This is a genomic window from Streptomyces sp. NBC_00250 (assembly GCF_036192275.1).
GTDB lineage: Bacteria > Actinomycetota > Actinomycetes > Streptomycetales > Streptomycetaceae > Streptomyces.
Genome location: NZ_CP108088.1, coordinates 4,052,501 through 4,073,248 on the forward strand (window position 1 = coordinate 4,052,501; position 20,748 = coordinate 4,073,248).

17 protein-coding genes are annotated in these 20,748 nt (G+C 72.4%); 5 read left to right on the plus strand and 12 right to left on the minus strand.

What is annotated here, in order from left to right:
• Window positions 1-42: 42 nt before the first annotated feature.
• Window positions 43-594 (minus strand): DinB family protein, encoded by a 552-nt coding sequence (locus tag OG259_RS18165; protein WP_328943214.1) that lies wholly within the window; start codon window positions 592-594, stop codon window positions 43-45.
• A gap of 214 nt (window positions 595-808) precedes the next feature.
• On the opposite strand from OG259_RS18165, the gene OG259_RS18170 reads away from it, so the two are divergent.
• Entirely contained in the window at window positions 809-3,283 is a 2,475-nt protein-coding gene (locus OG259_RS18170) for a bifunctional serine/threonine protein kinase/MFS transporter (protein ID WP_328943215.1), read from the plus strand.
• A 13-nt stretch (window positions 3,284-3,296) separates the two neighbouring features.
• Here the strand turns inward: OG259_RS18170 and OG259_RS18175 are convergent, their stop codons facing one another.
• The gene (locus tag OG259_RS18175; protein ID WP_328943216.1) at window positions 3,297-4,160 is read right to left on the minus strand and encodes an alpha/beta hydrolase; all 864 of its coding nucleotides are present in this window, start codon (window positions 4,158-4,160) and stop codon (window positions 3,297-3,299) included.
• 226 nt (window positions 4,161-4,386) lie between these two features.
• Between OG259_RS18175 and OG259_RS18180 the strand changes: the two genes are divergently transcribed.
• Window positions 4,387-4,926: a hypothetical protein gene (locus OG259_RS18180; protein WP_328943217.1), complete on the plus strand. Its 540-nt coding sequence runs from the start codon at window positions 4,387-4,389 to the stop codon at window positions 4,924-4,926.
• A gap of 45 nt (window positions 4,927-4,971) precedes the next feature.
• Here OG259_RS18180 and OG259_RS18185 read toward each other — a convergent pair whose 3' ends face one another.
• Window positions 4,972-5,898, minus strand: coding sequence for a hypothetical protein (locus OG259_RS18185; protein WP_328943218.1), 927 nt, complete (start codon window positions 5,896-5,898; stop codon window positions 4,972-4,974).
• 165 nt (window positions 5,899-6,063) lie between these two features.
• On the opposite strand from OG259_RS18185, the gene OG259_RS18190 reads away from it, so the two are divergent.
• Window positions 6,064-6,498, plus strand: a complete 435-nt coding sequence (locus tag OG259_RS18190) for a VOC family protein (protein WP_328943219.1) — start codon at window positions 6,064-6,066, stop codon at window positions 6,496-6,498.
• A 540-nt stretch (window positions 6,499-7,038) separates the two neighbouring features.
• On the opposite strand, the gene OG259_RS18195 is transcribed toward OG259_RS18190, so the two are convergent.
• The 4 genes from OG259_RS18195 to OG259_RS18210 form a co-directional block, all read right to left on the minus strand.
• Window positions 7,039-8,268: an FG-GAP-like repeat-containing protein gene (locus OG259_RS18195; protein ID WP_328943220.1), complete on the minus strand. Its 1,230-nt coding sequence runs from the start codon at window positions 8,266-8,268 to the stop codon at window positions 7,039-7,041.
• A 234-nt stretch (window positions 8,269-8,502) separates the two neighbouring features.
• Window positions 8,503-9,726, minus strand: coding sequence for an FG-GAP-like repeat-containing protein (locus OG259_RS18200; protein WP_328943221.1), 1,224 nt, complete (start codon window positions 9,724-9,726; stop codon window positions 8,503-8,505).
• Window positions 9,727-9,841: 115 nt separating this feature from the next.
• Window positions 9,842-10,918, minus strand: a complete 1,077-nt coding sequence (locus OG259_RS18205; protein ID WP_328943222.1) for an alpha/beta fold hydrolase — start codon at window positions 10,916-10,918, stop codon at window positions 9,842-9,844.
• Window positions 10,919-11,727: 809 nt separating this feature from the next.
• Window positions 11,728-12,417: a metal-dependent transcriptional regulator gene (locus OG259_RS18210; protein ID WP_030322213.1), complete on the minus strand. Its 690-nt coding sequence runs from the start codon at window positions 12,415-12,417 to the stop codon at window positions 11,728-11,730.
• Between the two features lie 185 nt (window positions 12,418-12,602).
• Here OG259_RS18210 and OG259_RS18215 point away from each other — a divergent pair, with 185 nt between their 5' ends.
• On the plus strand, window positions 12,603-13,370 hold the full coding sequence (locus OG259_RS18215) for an SIS domain-containing protein (protein WP_266895072.1): 768 nt from the start codon (window positions 12,603-12,605) through the stop codon (window positions 13,368-13,370).
• On the opposite strand, the gene OG259_RS18220 is transcribed toward OG259_RS18215, so the two are convergent.
• The 4 genes from OG259_RS18220 to pdxH all read right to left on the minus strand — a co-directional run bounded on the left by OG259_RS18220 (window position 13,367) and on the right by pdxH (window position 18,047).
• Complete coding sequence (locus OG259_RS18220; RefSeq protein WP_443051982.1) at window positions 13,367-14,656, minus strand: serine hydrolase domain-containing protein; 1,290 nt, start codon at window positions 14,654-14,656, stop codon at window positions 13,367-13,369. The genes OG259_RS18215 and OG259_RS18220 overlap by 4 nt on opposite strands.
• 263 nt (window positions 14,657-14,919) lie before the next feature.
• Window positions 14,920-15,807, minus strand: coding sequence for an isocitrate lyase/PEP mutase family protein (locus OG259_RS18225; protein ID WP_328943223.1), 888 nt, complete (start codon window positions 15,805-15,807; stop codon window positions 14,920-14,922).
• A 110-nt stretch (window positions 15,808-15,917) separates the two neighbouring features.
• Window positions 15,918-17,240 (minus strand): PAS domain-containing protein, encoded by a 1,323-nt coding sequence (locus OG259_RS18230; protein ID WP_328943224.1) that lies wholly within the window; start codon window positions 17,238-17,240, stop codon window positions 15,918-15,920.
• Between the two features lie 177 nt (window positions 17,241-17,417).
• Window positions 17,418-18,047: a pyridoxamine 5'-phosphate oxidase gene (pdxH, locus tag OG259_RS18235; protein WP_328947115.1), complete on the minus strand. Its 630-nt coding sequence runs from the start codon at window positions 18,045-18,047 to the stop codon at window positions 17,418-17,420.
• 263 nt (window positions 18,048-18,310) lie between these two features.
• On the opposite strand from pdxH, the gene OG259_RS18240 reads away from it, so the two are divergent.
• Window positions 18,311-19,411 carry a citrate synthase 2 gene (locus OG259_RS18240; protein WP_328943225.1) on the plus strand — a complete coding sequence of 367 codons (1,101 nt, stop codon included), beginning with the start codon at window positions 18,311-18,313 and terminating at the stop codon, window positions 19,409-19,411.
• 171 nt (window positions 19,412-19,582) lie between these two features.
• On the opposite strand, the gene OG259_RS18245 is transcribed toward OG259_RS18240, so the two are convergent.
• The gene (locus OG259_RS18245) at window positions 19,583-20,626 is read right to left on the minus strand and encodes an isopenicillin N synthase family dioxygenase (RefSeq protein ID WP_328943226.1); all 1,044 of its coding nucleotides are present in this window, start codon (window positions 20,624-20,626) and stop codon (window positions 19,583-19,585) included.
• Window positions 20,627-20,748: the final 122 nt, after the last annotated feature.

The following is a 20,748-nucleotide window of genomic DNA, read 5'->3' on the forward strand; positions in this document are numbered from 1 at the left end:
GGACAGGAGCGGTGAGTTGCGGCTGTCCGGCCGCCGCCGGGATCAGACTCCGACGGCTCCGTCGATCCGTTCCCGGATCAGGTCGGCGTGTCCGTTGTGACGGGCGTACTCCTCGATCATGTGAATGAGCACCCAGCGCAGGGAGACCGTGCCGCGCCACGCGTCCCGCCCCTCGACGTCCAGGTGCGCGGCCCCGGTCACGAAGGCTTCCGCGAAGGCGACTTCGTCGTGCCAGGCCGTCCAGGACTCCTCGACGGTATCGGGTTCGGGGCCGCTGCCGTCGAAGTCGCCCTCGGGGGTTTCCGGCGAGGAGAAGCGCAGCTCGATGTCCTGCCCGGCGAGGACGGACCGGAACCAGCGGCGTTCCACGTCGGCGAGGTGCCGGACGAGGCCGAGCAGGGAGAGTGAGGACGGGGGCACGGAACGCAGGGCCAACTCCGCCTCCAGCCCTGAGCACTTCAGCTTCAGGGTGGCCCGCTGGGCGTCCAGCATCGCGACGAGCATGGCCCGCTCGTCACCGGTCGCGGGGCCGCTGAACCGGCCCTCGCTGCCGGCGCCGGTGAACAGTTCGATGCGTCGGTCGGGAATCTTCATGCCCGCATCATGATCTCCGGATGGCCGGCCGCGGAAGCGCGAGCCGCCCGAGAAGGCGATGGAGGAGCGCCGTCGCGCGCCCCTACCGTGCAGCCGAACCGAGCCGTCCGGCCGAGGACTTGGCGTTGACCACCGTGCGGGACCTCCCGCCCGCTCCGACGGCGAGATCATCCGTTCCCCCGCCTGCGCCGAACGCCTCGGATAGATTTCCGACGTGGACGCGCTGACCCCTGAAGACCCGACGTACGTGGGCCCGTACCGCCTCATCGCCCGTCTGGGGGCGGGCGGCATGGGGCTCGTCTACCTCGGCCGCTCCGACATGGGCCGTACGGTCGCGGTCAAGGTCGTACAGGCCGAGTTCGCCGCCCAGCCCGAGTTCCGCAGGCGCTTCGCCCGCGAGGTCGCGGCGGCCCGGCGGGTGGGCGGGAACTGGACGGCGGATGTCCTCGACGCGGACACGGACACCGAGGTCGCGGTGCCGTGGGTGGCCACGCAGTACATCGCCGGGCCCGACCTGACCAGTGTCGTCGCCCGCGACTTCGGCCCGCTGCCCGAGCACTCGGTGCGCGTCCTCGCCAACCGGCTCGCGCTCGCGCTGCAGGTCGTGCACGACGCGGGCCTGATCCACCGCGACCTCAAGCCGTCCAACGTCCTGGTGACGGTGGACGGGCCCCGCGTCATCGACTTCGGCATCGCGCGGGCGATGGACAGCCTGGCCGGAGACAGCCTGCACACCCGCACCGGCATGCTGATCGGCTCGCCCGGCTTCATGTCGCCGGAGCAGGTCCGGGGCCTCGAACTCACCCCCGCCAGCGATGTGTTCTGCCTCGGTGCCGTCCTCGTGTACGCCTCCACCGGGCGTCTCCTCTTCGGCGCCACCGACACCGGCCTGAACGCGCACCTCTTCCGGGTCGCCGAGGAGGAGCCCGACCTCACGAACGTACCGGATTCCCTCCTCGGTCTCGTACGGACCTGTCTGGAGAAGGACCCGGCCAAGCGGCCCACTCCTCCGCAGATCGCCGCACAGACGGGCGGGGACGACGGCGGGGTCTGGCTTCCGGGGGAGGTGCTGGTCCAACTGGGGCGCCATGCGGCCCAGTTGCTGGACTATGTCCCCGCCGCTCGTGCCGAAGCGTCCCCGGCCTCTCCCGTGACGGAGTCGGCTTCCGGCACTCCGGCCTCCCCTGCGTACGCCCCGGCTTCCCCGGCCCTCCCCGCCTACACCCCGACCACGCCGTCCACCCCGGCGCCCGTCTCCGCTCCCGCCTCCACCCCGCCTCCCTTCTCCGCCTCGGCCCCGACCGCTCCGGCCCACGGCGTACCCGCTCCGTCGCCCCGCCGCCGGGGAACCCTGGCGGTGATCGTGCTGGCACAGCTGGCGGCGCTGTTCGGGGCGACGGCCGGGCATCAGGACTACTACGAACACGACAGCCCGGAGTCGTACGCCTTCGGGGTCACCTTCGCCGCACTGCTGTTCCTCGGCGGGCACCTCGCCGACCGCGTCGGCGGCAGACGGACGTTGGTCATCGGTCTTTCGGGACTCGCGGTGGCCTCGGTGCTCGGCATCGCGAGCGCCGGCGCAGACCTCACCGTGCTGATCACGGCCCGTGTCCTGCAGGGCGGCTTCGGGGCGCTGGTGACGGCGGCGGCGCTGGCCCTGGTGTCCACCGCCTTCCCCGAACAGAAGGGACGGCGGAAGGCCTTCGGGGTCTACGCCTCGGTCAGCCTCGGCGGGCCGGCGCTCCCGATGGTCACGACCGGGGCGATGGGCTGGGGCCCGGCCCTGGGCATCGTCGTGATCCTCGCCCTGATCTCCCTGGCCGCCTCACGCGTCCTGCCGCTCGACCGCCCGGACCGCACCGGCACGCGGTTCGACGTGCCGGGCATCCTGCTCGGCACCCTCGGGGTCGGCGCCCTCGGCTACGGCTTCGCCAACGTGTCGCCGAACTGGAACAACCCCCTGGTCATCGGCCCGCTCGTGGTGGGCCTCCTCCTGTGTGCGGCCTTCCTGTGGCGGCAGAGCGTCGCGTCGAGCCCGCTCCTTCCGTCGTACGCCCTCAAGGAGCGAAACAGGCTCGGCGGCTTCCTCACCATGCTGCTCGCCGCCGTCGGCGTCCTCGCCCTGGTCCCGGCCCTGACCCGCATCCTGATGTGGTCCTTCGGCCATTCCGTGGCCGAGACCGGGCTGGCCATGCTGCCCATGGTCGTCGCGATCGCCCTCAGTGCCTCCCTGATCGCCCCCCGTCTGCTGAACCGCTCCGTGGCCCCGCGAGTCCTCATCGCCTCGGGCCTGGTGATCACCCCGTTCGGGGTGGCCCTGGGCATCTTCGGCATCGAGAACGGCGGCGGGAACGCTCTGCTGCAGCCCTCCATGATCCTCGCGGGCCTGGGTGCCGGCCTGGCCTTCATGCCGATCTTCGCCACCGTGACCGCCCCCGAGACCGCCGCCGTCATCGCCCCCGTGACCGCCGCCGGGCCCGACCGGTACGCGGGCGGCGCCTCGGCCGCCCTCCTCACCGCTCAGGCGGTGGGTGGCGGCCTCGGCGCGGCGCTGGTCGGCGGTATCGACGCACCTCCCTGGTGGGCGGTCCTCTGCACGCTCCTCGCGGCCCTGACCGCCGGTCTGACGGTGACGGGCAGGGGCCTTGTGCCTCCCGGCGAACAGCTCGCGCCGAACCACCGGCCGTGAGGAGAGGGACGTCTCAGACGAGGTTCGTCAGGAGTTCCGCGAAGATCCGTGGACGGCTGAAGTAGCCGACGTGCGAAGCCGTGAGGGTGTGCACGTCGAAGGGGTGGTGCGGGGTCAGCGCGTCCGCCGTGCGGATCATGTGGTCCTGGACCGCCAGGGGAAGGCTCCGGTCGGCGGTGAGCCGGACGTACGTGTGCGGCACCCGCCCCCACGTGTCGGCCCGGACCAGCGCCCCCGGTTCCATCGCCGAGTAGGTCTCGTCCGGGTCCAGGGAGTCGATCAGCAGCCGGAACTGGTGGTCGGTCGAGTCGGCCATGACGGCGGCCTTCAGCGCCGCGAACACGTCCGGATCGGTGTGGGCGGCCCGCCAGTTCAGCCGGACGACGCCCGGATCGCGTACGCCCGGCACGGCGATCCGGGCCACCGCGGCGTCCAGGAGGTTGTCGTCGACGACGTCCCAGGGCTCGGTGAGCATGGCCGGATCGCTGAGGCAGAGCGCGGAGAGGTAGACCACCCGGTCGATCAGCTCCGGTGCGGTGTTGGCGACGGCGCTGATCGTCAGGCCGCCGAGGCTGTTGCCGACCAGGACGATCGGCCCCGACGCGGCGAGCCGCCGCAGGGTGTCCACCACGTGGCGCACATTGTCCTTCAGCGTGACCCCGCGCAGCGCGGAGGGCGCGGCGGCAAGGGCCGTGACGTCCTGGGGCTGCCGGTAGTAGGCGGCAGGGGTGTCGGCGAAGTCGCCGTGACCGGGCAGGTCGACGGCGTGGGAGCGGTATCCGAGCAGGGCCAGCTCGTTCTGCAGCGGGCCCCAGGCCCGGGCGTTGCTGGAGCCGCCGTGAACACATACGAAAACGGGGCGCGAGTCTGCGCGCATGGTGAAGTTCCTCGTCATCCTGAGGTGAAGTGTGAGCGGTGGACCTGGGCGTGGGACCCCGTGCCGACGGCGGCCGGCATCGCGGTCAGCGCGTCGACCGGCCGCGCAGGGACTGCCAGTTGTGGATGACGGAACACATGCGGGTGACCGTAACAGCAGGAGCCGGGTGCCGTCAGGGAATTAACGGCCGTGCGGCCCGGACCGCGCTGGTGCACACTTCCTCATCATGGATTCCACGATGGACGAGTTGCGGCGCCTTCGGTCCGGGCCGGGAGCCGAGGACGACCAGTCGCTTCCGTTCCTCGTGCGCGTCCGGTTCACCGCCGAGGATCCGGCTCAGGTCGTCTCCCGTGCGCGTGCGGTGTTGACGGGCGTGGTGGAGCAGGTGGGCGACTGGCCTGCCTTCGACCGCTGGCCGCAGCTGCTGCCGACGTGGTTCGTCCAGCGGTGCGCGCCCGAACACCCGGAGCCGGAGCACGGTGAGCCCGTCGATGCCGAGGCATGGATGCGGCGATGGCAGGCGATGACGCCGGAACAGAAAGCAGCCCTCAGCCAGGGGCCGTGGACGCTTTCGGGCTGGCTGGACTGCTTCGACCCGACCGAGGAAGGGAGGGGTGACGATCGCAGCTGGTGGTGGTGGCACGCCGGAACCGATGAGTCCGGCGGCTGGGTGCAGGTGGTCACCACCGGCTGGCCGTTCGGCAGCGGTTCGCTGACCTGGCTGATCGAGGCCTGCGGTGGTGCGGATCTCGTCCACGGGCCCTGAGGATCGACTCGACCGCGCCAACCGGATGAACCTTCGCCACCCTCTTCAGTCGCGACGCCGCAGAATGTAGAAGTTCCCGTCGTCGGGGTCGCCGACGGTGACGAACAGCTTCGGTCGCTCGTCACTTCCGGTCACCCGCCACTCGTCCATCAGGCAGTCCGCGACGGACACGGTCACGGACTGGGACCACGGCCCGCTCCCCGGGTCGTACTCCCAGGTTCCGTCACCGCTGCACTTCTTCAGCACGGTTTCGAACGAATCGTCGAAGTCGGACGTCTCGATGCGGGTCGCCGTGACCCTGCCGTCCGCCGCGAGGGTGAGCGTTCCGCCCCTCCCGTCGGACCACGTCCCGGCCATCCGCTCCTTGTTCAGCTGTGGGGGCTCGTATCCGATCCCCGCGTACAGGGCGATGCCGGCCAGCGTGAAGGCAGTGACGGCGGCGAGCGTCCCGTACAGCGCCACCCATCCGAACACCGCGCGGACGGAGAGCCGCGGGCGGTGCGGAAGCAGCACCCGGCGGGCGGCGAGCGCGGGGACGGCGAGCGCCACCGCCGCCGTGACCCAGCCGCAGAGGCCCGCCACCGGACCCGCCTCCGCGAGCACCGTCACGGCCAGGGCGGCCGGGGCCGTTCCGGCGGCAGCCAGTGCCGGGACCCACCACCCCGCCTCACGCCCCGAGAACCTGCGGCCGAGTCGAGCGGCCCCGGTCAGCAACGGGATCACCAGGGCGTACGTCAGCAGGGCCGCGAAGGCGGCCCCGAACGGCGCCAGAAAGATCAGGAGGAAGACGCCCATCGGGTTGATGGGCGCACTCGGGCCCTCCTGGGTCGCCTGCCAGACGAAGAGCGCGATCACCCCGATCACGGACTCGACGAACTGCACCGACAGCGAAGCGGCCAGCACCTCGCCGATCCTGTCGCGCACAGGCACCTGCGCCTGCTCGCCCGCCCGCCCTTGCATTTCTGAACGCATTCAAATCCCCTCCCGCCCCGCATCCTCCACCATGCGGAACGGAACCCCATCGCCGGGGTCCCCTGGCCGGAGCCCGTGACAGAGGCCGGTGCGGGAACAGCGGTTTGCCCCGGGAGGCGACCAGGGCAAGATCGTGTGCAGTGACGAGCGGTCGGAGGCAGCAGCATGGCCCGGGAAATCCAAGTGACGTACGACTGCGCCGATCCGCGCGCCCAGGCGGAGTTCTGGGCCGCGGCGCTGGGCTATCGCACCCAGCCGCCGCCCGAGGGGTTCGCCGACTGGCCGTCCGCGCTGACGGCGCAGGGCGTACCTCCCGAGCTCCAGAACCTCCGGGCCGCCATCACGGATCCGGAGGGCAAGGGACCTCGCCTGTACTTCCAGAAGGTCCCGGAGGGCAAGACGGTGAAGAACCGCGTGCACCTCGACGTGCGCGCCGCGCCCGGACTGACCGGGGACGAGCGGATGGCCGCGCTGGCCGAGGAGGCCCTCAGGCTGGAGGCGCTGGGAGCGAAGGAGCTGTACCGGTTCGAGGCCAACGACGTGGACGAGTCGATGATCGCGATGTCCGACCCCGAGGGCAACGAATTCTGCCTGGACTGAGCGACCGATCCCCGGCCGCGCGCGTCAGCCTCCCCCCGGCGGGGACGAGCCACCGGACGAGTCCCCCGCGGCCGATGGGTCGACAGGGCCTCTCTCCGTTACGCGAGTCGGGCCTGGAGGAGTTCGTCCCGGCGCTCCCGCCAGGGCACGACGGTCTTGTCCGGGCCCGGGCCGAAGCGGCGCGCATGGGCTTCCCAAGTCCGGACGCCGCCGACGGTCAAGGCGCTGGCGGCGGCCGTCCCGGCGGAGCTGCGCAACGAACCGGCGCGACAGCATGAGTAAGCATTTCCGGTGGGCCTCTAGACCACTTGAAGTGAAGGCCCCTGGATTACCGGTGTTACCGGAATCCCCTGCATTCCCAGCGAACAGCCGGACGTGGGAGACGCCTTCGCCCGATACAGCACGCTGCGCGCGCAGGCCCCCCGCCCCCGGAGGATTCCGTGCGACTGATCGAACAGGCCGCTGGGACGGGGGTGGGACGCCGTGAGGGCCCCCACCCGTCGGGGTGGAGGCCCTCACGTACACGTCACCAGGTACGGGTCAGAAGGTGCCGCGCAGGTCGGCCCAGTTGATTTCCCAGCTCTCCGGGAGCCCCGGCTGGAGCGCGCCGGTGCCCTTGCCCGCGTAGAGGACCAGGCAGCCGACACCGCGGCAGCCCTCGCCGTTGTAGTTGCTGGTGGTGACGCCGGCCAGGTCGTTGAGACCGTCCGCGTTGAAGTCGCCGACGGCGAGCATCGAGGCCATGACGTTCCAGCCGCCGGAGCCGATCAGCACGCGCGTGCCGAAGGAGCCGGTGCCGGTGCCCGGGTAGAACCAGAGCTTGCCGGTGGCCGCCTCGCGGGCGATCAGGTCGGCCTTGCCGTCGCCGTTCATGTCGCCGGGCGCCACGAGCGAGTTCATCGCGTTCCAGCCGCCGGCCCCGATCAGCTTGCGCGCGCCCAGGGTGCCGGTGGCGGTGCCGGGGTAGGCCCAGAGCTTGCCGGTGGACGGCTCGACGGCGAGCAGGTCGGAACGGCCGTCACCGGTCAGGTCGCCGTACGCGGTGAGCTTGCTCATCCCGTTCCAGCCGCCGGAGCCGATCAGCTTGCGGCTGCCGAGGGCGCCGGTGCCGGTGCCGGGGTAGAGCCACAGCTTTCCGGTGGCGCTCTCGCGGGCGATGACGTCCTCGCGGCCGTCGCCGGAGAAGTCGCCGTGCCGGGTGAGGGCGTTCATGGCGGTCCAGCCGGCGGTGCCGACCAGCTTGCCGGAACCGTCACCCGGCAGGAACCACAGGCGGCCCGCCTCGTCACGGACCAGGACGTCCGACTTCCGGTCGGCGTTCATGTCGCCGAAGCCGGCCGCCTTGGGGGCGGTCGCGGTCTTCCACTGGGGATACGCGGTCCCGAAGCACTCGCGTTCGGTGGGGACGAGCTTCACCGAGCTGACCGAATCGCCGACGAAGCTCCACTCGGTGCCTGCCGGGTCGGGGGGACGCACGTCCGCGCCCAGGGAGTCGACGTAGTTCGGGCCGTCGTACAGGCAGAGGTACTTGTTCGTGTGGTTGACGATCGAGCGGAACGTGTTGTCCCAGGTCCCGAGCGTCGCCCTGTTCACGTTGGTCTTGTACATGGTGCCGGTGCCGTTGTCGGACTTCCAGGCACAGAAGTAGCCGGACGGGCAGTCGCTGATCGCGGCCTGTGCCGGCGCCACGCTCGCGCCCAGCAGGCCGAGCGAGGTGAGCCCCAGCGTCGTGGCCACCGTGGCCACGCGCCGCAGCATGGAAATGCGCATTGAGTTCCCTCCCAGCGGCGCGGAGGCATGCTGCTCGACGCGCCGTGAGAGGGACCGTACCTCGCCGGTTTCCCATGCCATCGCGGGGGCCCCGATTCCTGGTGGCACGACGAAGGCCTCCCCCTCGGTTTCCCGGGGTGGAGGCCTTCGGCCGACCGAACTCACCGATCAGTACTCACCGGTGCTCACCGGCCAGGACTCACTGATCAAGACTCACCGATCAGGACTCACTGATCAGAACGCGCCGTTCAGGTTCCACCAGCTGTCGGTCTCCGGGAAGCCCGCTTCGAGCTTGCCCGTGCCGGTGCCCGAGTAGAGCACCAGGGCGCCCTCGCCGCGGAACACGTTGGAGGAGTAGCTGCTGCCGGAGATCGCGGCCAGGTCGTTGTGACCGTCGCCCTCGAAGTCGCCGACGGCGAGGAGGGAGGCCATGACGTTCCAGCCGCCGGCGCCGATCAGGACGCGGGTCCCGAGGGCTCCGGTCTTGCCCGGGTAGAGCCAGAGCTTGCCCGTGGCCGCCTCGCGGGCGATCAGGTCGGCCTTGCCGTCGCCGTTCATGTCGCCCGGCGCCGCCAGGGTGTTCATGACGTTCCAGCCGCCCGCGCCGATCAGCTTGCGCGCGCCGAGGGTGCCCGTGGACGTGCCCGGGTAGAGCCACAGCTTGCCCGTGGACTTCTCGACGGCGAGGACGTCCGAGCGGCCGTCGCCGGACAGGTCGCCGAAGGCGGTGATGCTGTTCATGACGTTCCAGCCGCCGCTGCCGATGAGCTTGCGGGCGCCGAGGCTGCCGGTGCCGGTGCCCGGGTAGAGCCACAGCTTGCCGCTGGCCGTCTCGCGGGCGATGACGTCCTCGCGGGCGTCGCCGGTGAAGTCGCCGTGGCGTGTGAGGGCGTTCATGACGTTCCAGCCGCCCGCGCCGACGAGCTTGCCCGTCCCGTTGCCGGGCAGGAACCAGAGGCGGCCCGCCTTGTCGCGGACGAGGATGTCCGACGTCCGGTCGGCGTTCAGGTCGCCGAAACCGGCTGCCTTGGTGGCCTGACCCGCGTGCCAGACCGGGTACGGGTCCATGGCGCACTCGCGCTCGGTGGGGACGAACTTCACCGAGCTGACCGAGTTGCTGCCGGGACCGCCCCACTCGGTGCCCGAGGGGTTCGGGTCCATGACGCCGACGTCGCCTTCGAGGCCGTGGTTGGCGTCGTCGTACAGGCAGGCGAACTTGTTCGTGCGGTTCACGACCGACCGGAACGTGTTGTCCCAGCCGCCGAGCGTCGCCACGCTCGTGTTCGTCTTGTACATCGTGCCGGTGCCGTCGTCGGTCTTCCAGGCACAGAAGTAGCCCGACGGGCAGTCGCTGATCGCGGCCTGGGCGGGCGCGGCGCCCGCGCCCAGGAGCCCGGCCGAGCTGAGCCCCAGCGCCGTGGCCACCGTGGCCACGCGCCGCAGCAGAGATATGCGCATGCGGTTCCTCCCTGAGGCGGCGCGGAGAAGGCCTCGAACGCGCCGCGAGAGGGACCGTACCCTGCCGGGCACTCGCGCCCGGCAGGAGGGGGTCGCCCTTCCCCAGGAGGGCGATCTACGAGGTGAGGACGCCGTTCAGGAAGGGGCCGACCGCCTCGCGCCAGGCGTCCGGGTGCTCGTAGTGGAGGAGGTGGCCCGCGTCGGGGATCTCCGCATACGCCCCGCGGGGCAGCACCCGGACCATCTCCTGCGCCTCGGCGCGGCCCAGCTCGCCGTCCAGGCCGCGGACGACCAGCGTCGGGCAGCGGACCTGGGCCAGCGACTCCCAGTGGGCGTCGTGCACCCAGGTCTCCCGGGAGGTCAGCATCTGCTCCGGGTCGAAGACCGGGCGCCAGCCGTCCGGGTGCTCGGCCATCACCTCGGCGAAGAAGGCACCCCGGGCGGGGTTGGGCCGCTCGACCCACGGGTCCTCCTCGCCGAACCAGCGGCGGGCGGCGTCGAGCGAGGGGAACGGGGCCGGCCAGCGGCGGAACCAGTCCCGCCACTCGCGCTGCGAGGCCGCGCCGAGCGCCGAGGCGCGCATGTCGCAGATGACCAGGGCGTGGACGAGGTCGGGGCGCTCCGCGGCGAGCTGCCAGGCCGTGAGGGCGCCCATGGAGTGGCCGATGAGGGTGACCGGGCCGAGACCGAGCTGCTCGACGGCGGCGGCCGCGTCCGCCACGTACGCCTCGCGGGTGAACACCCCGCCGGGGGGCTTGTCGCTGTGCCCGTGGCCGCGCTGGTCGAGGGCGATGGTGCGGGGGTGGGGCCCGGGCCGGCGAGGGACGGAGGAGGCGGAGAGTACGGAGGGGGCTCCGGGCGCGGGGAGCGTGATGGCGGGGGCGCCGGGGCCGGGTCGGGGCACTCCGGTGTCGAAGGCGCCGGTGTCGAAGGCGCCGGGGCCGAGCCCGATGCCGGGGGATCCGGGGACGGGGACGCCGGGGCCGGGGAGCCCGATGCCGGGGGATCCGGTGTCGGGGCGGGCGGCAGCTGCCGTGAGGCGGCTGATCGCCGGGGCCCAATGGGCGGCGTGGCCCATCAGGCCGTGGAGGAGTAACACCCCGGGGCCGGTCTGCGGGGCGGTCCCGGGCGTGAAGTCCCAGGCCGCCAGCCGTACGCCGTCGGCCCCGGTGACGTCGAGTCGTCGCGCCATCCCTGGCACCCCCTCTTCTTGCCGTCGAACCACGCCAGACTATCGAACTCGCATTCGAAAATGCGCTCCTGCCGCGCAACACCCCTCGTTCGAGTGACAGGGCTCAAGGATTGACGGCCGCTGCCGAGGGGAGATCTTGAACGGGAGGCGGACCGCTCGGGGAAAAACGGTCCGAGGGGATGACCTTGAGAGCTCGGGGCTCCAGGTCAGCACAGGGGAGGACAGGCCCCGGCGCCCAAGGGCGCCGGGGCCCTCTGCTGTCCGGGGCGCACGGGCCACCGGGACGGACGGCAACCGACGCACCACATCCACTCGCCGCACCGCCCCACCCCTCCCCGGTATCGCCTCGCCCGACCCCCGGTGTCGCACCACTTCGACCCAGCGTGGCACGGCGAGGGCGCGGGCGTAGCCATTCCGGCGTAAAACGGGGCGCACGGCGGTCGTCGGCCACGCCGGGCCGCACCGAGGCCATCCCTTGCCCCCCACGTCCAACCAATGCCCCACGCTGCGGGTCAAGTTGGTCATGCTCAGTTCACAGGTCCTCACCAAGGGGGACTCCGACGCGACCCGAGGAGAGGGACCCGGCCGGCAGCGCCCTGGTCACCACCGAGGAGGACGGGTTCGTCCTCAAGATGTGGCAGGCGTGGACGGGCGGTGCGGCCGTCGGAATCCTCTTCCTCGGCCTGTGGGGCGTCCTCGCCCCCTACATCTGACCGGAAACCACTGCCGCGGAAGCCGAAAAGGGCGCCCCGCCGGTCCGTTCACCGGCCGGCAGGACGCCCTCGACTCCGTACGAAAGCTGTGAAGCCTCAGCGCTTCGCGACGAACACGTGCGCCGCGACGTCCGCGTCCAGCTCGGCCGCCTCGCCGCTGCTGCCCACGAGAATGCCGCCCGCGGACTCCGTCACCGACACCACGGAGCCGGGCTGCACGCCCGCCCGCCGCAGCGTGTACATCAGCTGGGCGTCCGTCTGGATCGGCTCGCCGATCCGGCGGACGACCACCGTCTTGCCCTCGCTCGCGTCCAGCTCGGCGAGCGACACCATCGAGTCGTCGAGGAAGGCCTCGGCCTCCGCCTTCTCGCCCAGCTCCTCAAGGCCCGGGATCGGGTTCCCGTACGGCGACTCCGTCGGGTGACGGAGCAGCTCAAGGACCCTCCGCTCCACGGCCTCGCTCATCACGTGCTCCCAGCGACAGGCCTCGGCGTGCACCTGCTCCCACTCCAGGCCGATCACGTCGACGAGCAGGCACTCCGCGAGGCGGTGCTTGCGCATGACGCGGGTGGCGAGGCGGCGGCCCTCGTCCGTGAGCTCCAGGTGCCGGTCGCTGGCCACGGCCACCAGGCCGTCGCGCTCCATCCGGGCCACCGTCTGGCTCACCGTTGGGCCGCTCTGGTCGAGCCGCTCGGCGATCCGGGCACGCATGGGGACCACACCTTCCTCCTCAAGCTCGAGGATGGTGCGGAGATACATCTCCGTTGTGTCGATCAGTCCGGACATACGTGCCCCTCGATGAGTCGTGCGCTGGCCCTGCACCAATTCTGACGCATCGCGCCGACAACCGGGCCGCACCGGCCGAAGGCGGTATTGACAGAGCAATGGTCCAGACCGCACCGTGATCGGCGACCGGGGCACGACCACGACATGACGCGACGACGTGACGGCGACGAGAAGGAGCTTCTGGAATGGGCGACAGCGCGGGCGAGAGCAAGCTGGCCGGACAGTTCTTCGACGCCGCGATCGGCCTGCTCCAGCAGGTACGCGACGGCGACTCGGCCGAGATCGCCGAGGCGGGCGCCGCGATCGCCGAGGCCGTCGCCAACGGCAACCGGCTCTTCGCCTTCGGCGCGGGCCACTCCTCGCTCGCCGCCCAGGACGTCGTCTACCGGGCGGGCGGCCTCGCCCTCATGAACCTGCTCGTCGTCCCGGGTGTCGTGGGCGTCGACGTCATGCCCGCGACGCTCGGCTCCGCCCTCGAACGGGTCGACGGCCTCGCCGGCGCGGTCCTGGACTCCTCCCCCGCCAAGGCCGGGGACGTCCTGATCATCATCTCCCTCTCCGGGCGCAACGCCCTGCCCGTCGAGATGGCGATGAACGCCCGCGCGCTCGGCCTCACCGTCATCGGCGTCACCTCGGTGGCCTACGCGACGGAGACGAAGTCCCGGCACGTCTCGGGCACCTACCTCAAGGACCACTGCGACATCGTCCTCGACTCCCGGATCGCCGTCGGGGACGCGGAACTCACCCACGAGGGCATCGAGGCCCCCTTCGCACCCGCGTCCACCGTCGTCACCAGCGCCCTCATGCAGGCCACCCTCGCCGCCGCCGCCGAGGACCTCGTCCGCCGCGGCATCGAGCCGCCGCTGCTGCGGTCCGGGAACGTCGACGGCGGCCACGAGTGGAACGGCCGCGTGATGACGGAGTACGGCGACCGGATCTTCTACCGGCACTAGAGGGCGGTGGCGGGAACGGGCTCGGACGCGGGCCCCGACACGGGCACCGGCACCGGCACGGGCTCGAAGGTGTCCGTGCCGCACAGTGCCCGCCCGTACAGCGTCCGCAGGGCGCCGTCGATGGGATGGGGCTGCGGGATCCCCTCGGAATCCCGCTCGTTCCACCGCTGCAGGTTGACCGCCACCGACATCTGACGCCTGCCGTCGGCCCTGGTCAGGGAGATGGTCCCGGCTCCCCAGAGCGAGCCGTCGTGACCCCAGAAGGTGCCGCAGCCGGGAACGACGACCTTGTGCAGGCCGAGACCGTAATCGATCATCGTCCCGTCCAGGGCGCGGACCGGGATCGTGCGCTGCATCTCCGCCAGCGACGCACGGCCGACGATCCTGCCGCCGAGCAGCTCGGCGTAGAAACGGTTGAGGTCCTCCATGGTGGCGACGAGGCCGGCTCCCGTCATCGCCCAGGACATGCCGTAGACGCTGTAGTCACGCGGCGGGTCGAGCAGGCCGAACATGGCCTCGTACATCCGCGGGTGCGGCCCGTCGATCCGGGGCCCGTCCGGGAACCCCGTGTGCCGCAGCCCCGCGCGCTCGATGACGTGGCGGGTGATGTAGCGCTCGGCGGTGGTGCCGGTCACCCGCTCCAGGAGTTGGCCGAGCAGCAGCCAGTTGGTGTTGGAGTAGACGCCCACCGGGCCTCCGGGCTCGCCCGTGGGCGGCGCCGCGAGGCCCAGTGCGATCAGCTCGGCCGGGCGGAACTCCCGGAACCGGTTGTCGTCCAGGCTCCTGGGCGAGTTCTCCTGGAGGGAGGGGAACGCGTACGGGATGTAGTCGGGGATGCCACTGGTGTTGTTGAGGAGCATCCGGACCGTGATCCGCTTGCCCCGCTCCCCCGGCACCAGGTCCGGCAGGTGGTCACCGACGGGTGCGTCCAGCTCGATCCGGCCCCGCTCGACCTGCTGCATGACGGCGGCCGCGGTGAAGGTCTTGGTGATACTGGCGACGCGCTGACGCATCCCGGCGTCGACGGGCCGACCGGTGGCGAGGTCGGCGACCCCGGAAGCTCCGCGCCAGGTCCGGCCGGCGTCCCGCACCTCGCCGAACACCCCCGGAACGCCCGCCCGATGGACACCGTCCATGGCGGACCTCAGCTTCCCGGGATCGACACGGGCGGGCCCGGACGTCGCCGCGTCCGGGCCGGGAGCGGCCGCCACCGTCCCCACGCAGGCCGTGAGCGCGGCCACACCGGCGCACAGGACGAGTCGGATCTTCTTCGACCGGAGCTTCACGGCGTACGTCCTTCGATCGGGTCGGTGCGGTCCGTCCGAGTCAAGAACGGTGCGAACACTTCGAGTTCGGGGTTCATGGCGACCATCCTCACGGGGTCACCCCGACCGGGTCGCCCGCCGTCCGTCGGACATCGCGCACCGGTCACGCGCCGATCGTCGGACTGCGGGCGGCGGGCGCCGATCGCCGTCAGGCCCCGCCGATGGCGGCCCGTCGGTGGCGGCCACTCGGTGGCGGTCAGTCGGTAGCGGCCACTCGGTGGCGGTCAGTCGGTGGCGGTCAGGAGCAGGGTGTTCAGGGTGGCGTAGTCGGCGCCGCCCTCAAGTTCCTTCGCCGTGCCCTGCTCCAGCAGTTCGCGGGCCGCCCGCCCGGCCAGCCCGTACGCCGCCTCCGCGATCGACGAGCCCGCGCTCACCCGGGCCACGCCCGCCGCCGCGAGCTCGGCCACCGACAGTGTCCCGGGGCCGACCGCGACGTTCACCGGCAGCGGCGACGCGGCCACCAGGCGCTCGACCGTCGCGGCGTCCAGCGCGCCCAGGACGAAGATCCCGTCCGCCCCGGCCGCCGCGTAGGCCACGGCCCGGGACAGCGTCTCGTCCAGCCAGGCCGCACGGTCCCCCGGCGGCATCCGGTGGGTGTCGATGCGGGCGTTCACGAAGAGCGGGACCCCGGCCGTGTCCGCCGCCCCGCGCGCCGCCGCGATCCGGGCGGCCTGCTCGGCCACGGGGCGCAGGGCGTCCGGGCGCAGGGTGTCCTCCAGGTTGATGCCGACGGCACCCGCCGCGAGGACGCCCCGTACGGTCTCGGCCACCCCGGCCGGATCGTCCGCGTAGCCGCGCTCGACGTCGGCGGTGACCGGTACGTCGACCGATGCCGCGACACGGGCGACCGCGGCCAGCGCCTCGTCCCGGCCCAGGTGATCACCGTCGCCACGGCCGAGCGACCACGCCACGCCCGCGCTGGTCGTCGCCACCGCCGGGGCCCCGGCGTCCGCGACGACGCGCGCCGAGGCGACGTCCCACGCGTTGGGCAGGACCACCGGCCGGCCGGGCACGTGCAGGGAACGGAACAGCCGGGCCCTGTCCGGAAGGGTCGCGGAAAGCGTGGGAACCGCGGGAATCGTGGCGGCCTTCGGAGTCTTCGGAGTCGTCATGGCCGGATCCCATCACGGTGCCGGACCGGCGGCGGGGAATTTCCCCGCGCGGACCCAGCCCGGGGAAGCTCCCCGCGCGGACCCAGCCCGGGGAAGCTCCCCGCGCGGACTCAACCCCTCCCGAGGTCCAGCGCCGCCGCCACCCTCGACGCCACCGCCTCCGCGAAGACCACGTCCTCGCGCTCGAAGGGCTGTCGGCACGCCGCCCGCAGAAACGTCACCACGCCCAGCGTGCGACCCCGGGAGCGCAGGGCCACGCAGACCGCGTGGGCCGCGTCGCCGGGCCACTGATGGGCCTCCGCCCACACCTCGGCCGTCCGGCCCGCGCTCGCCCGTACCGTGCCCACCCGGTCCCAGGCCTGGAGCGCCGGGTGCCGCGGGCCGTACCGCAGCGGGATGCCGCCGCCCACCACCGGCGAGGCCGGGCCCGGGGCGCCCGCCGGAGTGGCCAGGGTCCGGGTCAGGCGCCGCTCGCCCGCGACCCGGTCGACCAGGGCGTGATCCGCGAAGCCGGCCAGGGCGAAGTCGAGCAGCACCGCGGCCGCCTCCGCCGGGTCCTCGCACTCGGCCGCCGCCGCGCCGGCCCGGTGCAGCTGACTCCACCGGAACCGCAGCCGGTCCGCCTCCCGGGCAGCGAGCCGCTCCTCCGTCACGTCCTGGAACAGCCAGGCCACCCCCAGCGGCACCGGCTCCTCCGCCATCGGCGAGGACAGCCGCAGGAAGCCGCTGCGCCAGCACCGGCGCCGCTCCCCCTCCGACGTCCGCAGCGTCACCCAGACCTCGGCGGGCGCCGGCGGCGTGCCCTCCGCGAGTACGTGCTGGAGCGCGCCCTCCAGCTCCTCGGCCCCGTGCACGACGACATCACCCAGCGGGCGCCCGAGCAGGGCCGTACGCCCGGTTCCGAAGGCGCGGGCCGCGTGGCCGTTGACCATGGCGGGGCGCAGATCGGCGTCCACGAGGACGACTCCCCAGGAGGCGTCCTCGAACAGGGCCTCGCTGAGCGCCACCGAACGCTCCAGGTCGAGCTGGACGTGGACCTCGCTGAACGCGCAGTACACCCCCGCCGGAGCGCCGTCCGCCCCTCGCACCCCGGCGGCCTGGCTCCGTACGAGCACCCGGCCGCCGTCCTTGCGGAGCAGCGCCAGCTCGTGGACCTGCCGCCCGGGGCCCTTCATGGCCCCCATCAGCCGCTGCAGGGTCTCCTCCGCGTCCGCGCTCCGCGCCGCCCAGCCCTCGAACCCGCGCCGCCCGACGGCCTCGGCGGCGGACCAGCCGAGGATCCGCTCGGCCTCGCGGTTCCAGTGCGTGATCGTCCCGTCCGCGTCGAAGGCGCAGAGCGCCGCGTCCATCCCGTCGAGCAGCGCGGCCAGCAGATCGGCCCCCGCCCCGGGAACGGAAGCGGTCTCGCTCGCGGACCCCGTGAAAGCACTCATCCCGGCAATCCCCCCGGCCTCACCCTGGCACTCCCCCTGGTGCAAACCATTCAACTGGAACGTGACCCAGAACACATCAGGTTCACCGAAATCGTTGCGCGGCGGAAACGAGCACGCAAACCCACGGGGCGGCCGCGGGGAGCGCGCACGCCACGGGCCGGGGCGCGAGCCGCGTCGCTAGGGCGCCAGGCGCTCCACGCGCCACTGCTCGTCGCCCTCGCGGACGTACCGCAGACGGTCGTGGAGGCGGTTCTCGTGCCCCTGCCAGAACTCGACCGCGTCCGGGACGACCCGGACGCCGCCCCACTCCGGCGGGACCGGGACCTGGGCGTCCTCGGGGTAGCGGGCGGCGAGTTCCCCGTAGCGGGCGAGGAGTTCGGCGCGGGAGTCGATCACCGAGGACTGGCGGCTCGCCCAGGCACCCAGCTGGGAGCCGTGCGGGCGGGTGCGGAAGTAGGCGACGGTCTCGTCGCGGCCGATGCGCTCGGCGCGGCCGGTGACGATGACCTGGCGGGCCAGCGGGTGCCAGGGGAAGAGCAGCGAGGCGTACGGGTTGGCCGCCAGCTCCGCGCCCTTGCGGGAGTCGTAGTTGGTGAAGAAGACGAAGCCGGCCCCGTCGTAGTGCTTGAGGAGCACCGTGCGGGAGGACGGGCGGCCGTCGGGGGTGGCCGTGGAGACGATCATCGCGTTCGGCTCGTGGATCGCCGGGTTCGCGGCGGTCTCCTTGAACCAGCGGGCGAACTGCGCGATCGGCTCGGGCGCGAGGTCGGACGCCGACAGCTCCGTGGTGCGGTACTGCTCGCGCATGTCGGCGGGATCCAGGGCATCGTTCACAGGATCGGTCACGGGGCCATCCTGCCGCAGCACCCCAGTCTGCCCGGCACCGCGTGCCGTCAATCCTTACTCGCCGGATCGGCGCAGTGTGCCGGATGTCACGCTTCCCCGCATCATCGGAACCGTACAGACTCTTGGGCTGGACTGCTGTTGAATCCCCACCATCTGTTGAATCCCCACCGTCCCCACCATCGACCAGCACTCGGTTGATCGATCATCGATAGAGGAGCCGCCTGATGTCCGACTTCGTACCCGGGCTCGAGGGAGTCGTCGCGTTCGAGACGGAGATCGCCGAACCCGACAAGGAAGGCGGCGCCCTCCGCTACCGCGGCGTCGACATCGAGGACCTGGTCGGTCACGTCTCGTTCGGCAACGTCTGGGGGCTGCTCGTCGACGGCGCCTTCAACCCGGGCCTGCCGGCCGCCGAGCCCTTCCCGATCCCGGTGCACTCCGGCGACATCCGCGTCGACGTCCAGTCCGCGCTCGCGATGCTCGCCCCCGTGTGGGGCCTCAAACCGCTCCTCGACATCTCCGCCGAGCAGGCCCGCGACGACCTCGCACGCGCCGCCGTCATGGCGCTCTCGTACGTCGCCCAGTCCGCCCGCGGCCAGGGCCTCCCCATGGTCCCGCAGAGCGAGATCGACAAGGCCGATTCCGTCGTCGAGCGCTTCATGATCCGCTGGCGCGGCGAGCCCGACCCGAAGCACGTCAAGGCCGTCGACGCCTACTGGACGTCCGCCGCCGAGCACGGCATGAACGCCTCCACGTTCACCGCGCGCGTCATCGCCTCCACCGGCGCCGACGTGGCCGCCTCCCTCTCCGGCGCCGTCGGTGCCATGTCGGGCCCCCTGCACGGCGGCGCGCCCTCCCGCGTCCTCGGCATGATCGAGGAGATCGAGCGGACCGGCGACGCCACCGCGTACGTGAAGCAGGCCCTCGACAAGGGCGAGCGCCTCATGGGCTTCGGCCACCGCGTCTACCGCGCCGAGGACCCCCGCGCGCGCGTGCTGCGCCGTACCGCCCGCGAGCTCGCCGCGCCGCGCTTCGAGGTCGCCGAGGCCCTGGAGAAGGCCGCGCTGGAGGAGCTGCACAACCGGCGCCCCGACCGCGTCCTGGCCACGAACGTGGAGTTCTGGGCGGCCATCGTCCTCGACTTCGCCGAGGTCCCGGCGCACATGTTCACCTCGATGTTCACGTGCGCGCGTACGGCCGGCTGGTCGGCGCACATCCTGGAGCAGAAGCGCACCGGCCGCCTGGTCCGCCCGTCCGCCCGCTACACGGGCCCCGGCCAGCGGAACCCGCGCGAGATCGAGGGTTTCGAGGACATCGCGGGCTGATCCCGCCTGCTACCGCCTGCTACTTCCTGCCGCGACGCACACGGCGACGGCCCGACCCGCACAGTCAGGGCCGTCGCCGTGTCGGTCACGGAAGCCGTGGAAGCCACAGGCCGTAGCCGTAGGGCGTAGCCGCAGGCCTTAGCCGGCCCCGGCCGCCGTACCGCCTGCGCCCTACGCCGACAGCGCCGGCTGCGCTTCCGGGTGCAGCAGCAGGTCCGCGTGGTGACGGGCCGCCACCAGCGGGTGGGCCCGCATCTTGCCCTTCAGCTCGTTGCGGCCGTACTCGGCGAACAGCGGGTTCGCGGGGTCCGCCGTGACGCCGGGCGCGGACTCCGCGTACGGGAAGGCCAGCGGGGTGATCCGGGCGTCGAGCCGCGGGTTGTAGAAGAACGGCACCGAGTACCGCTCGGTCGCCCCGGGCGGCGAGACGACCCGGTGGTTGGTGGCGATCAGATAGCCGTTGGTCGCCACTTCGAGCAGCTCGCCGAGGTTCACGACGAACGCGCCCGGCAGCGGCGGCACGTCGTGGAAGTTCCCGTCCTCGCGCTGCACCTGGAGCCCGCCCACCTGGTCCTGCAGGAGCAGGGTGAGGAAGCCGTAGTCCTTGTGCGCGCCGACGCCCTGGTCGTCGCCCTCGCCGCTGCTGCCCGGGTAGCGCACCAGCTTGAGGTGCGGATGGGCGCGGGGCCCGAAGATGTCGTCGTAGAAGTCCGCGGGCGCGCCGATCGAGACGAGCAGCTCGTGCAGCAGCCGCTCGGCGACCCCGCTGAGCCGATCGATCCAGTGGAGGGCGGCGGTCCGCAGCTCGGGGAGGGCCTCGGGCCACTGGTTGGGGCCTTCGAGCCACCAGTACGGGGCTTCCCAGGGTGCGGGGGTGCGCGCGGGGCGCTCGGCGCCTATGTCGAGCTGGTCGCGCCAGTCGCGCGCGCCGGCGGTGCGCTCGTCGCCGATGCGGGTGTAGCCGCGGAAGTGCGGCGAGTTGATGTTGTCGAGGGCCAGCCGGTCGGCCTCGGGCAGGGCGAAGAAGGCGTGCATCGCGGACGTCAGCGCCCGCGTCTCGGCCTCGGTCACACCGTGCCCGATGAGCTGGAAGAACCCGACGTCGTGCGCGGCGGAGTGCAGCTGCGCGTGGAGCAGGCGCCGGGCCTGGGGGTCACGGTCTGCGGCCGAGAGGTCGACGATGGGGAGCTGCGAGGGGTACGAGCTGCGAGTCATGTGTGCGTCCGCGGGGTCTACGGGTGCCCGGGGCGGCCGCCAAGGGTGGGGCGGGGGCCACGGGTGCCGGTCGGCTTGGGCTCTGAACGAGGGACCCGGGCGGGGGGCGGTGGTGGTGCCCC